The organism is Bacillus sp. SIMBA_074, from assembly GCF_046534555.1.
In the GTDB taxonomy this organism is placed as follows: domain Bacteria; phylum Bacillota; class Bacilli; order Bacillales; family Bacillaceae_G; genus Bacillus_A; species Bacillus_A mycoides.
Map to the genome: position 1 here is coordinate 1 of NZ_JAWRYM010001257.1, position 234 is coordinate 234.

General features: G+C 47.4%; 1 protein-coding gene. It reads left to right on the forward strand.

The features are described from left to right. Window positions 1-234 (forward strand): class I tRNA ligase family protein (locus tag SB773_RS34750; protein WP_410595113.1); only part of this gene is annotated, 234 nt, incomplete at both ends.

A 234-nucleotide genomic window follows, 5' to 3' on the forward strand; every position in this document is an offset into this window, starting at 1 on the left:
GTGAGCAAATGCTGGAAGCGATCAAAAATGTTAAATGGATTCCGCATTGGGGCGAAACTCGTTTGGCTAACATGATTGCCGATCGTGGCGACTGGTGCATCTCCCGTCAACGCGTATGGGGAGTACCAATTCCAATTTTCTACTGCAAGTCCTGCAACGAGCCAATCATTAACGATTTGACGATTAATCATGTTGCAGACCTGTTCCGCAAAGAAGGCTCTTCTGTCTGGTTCG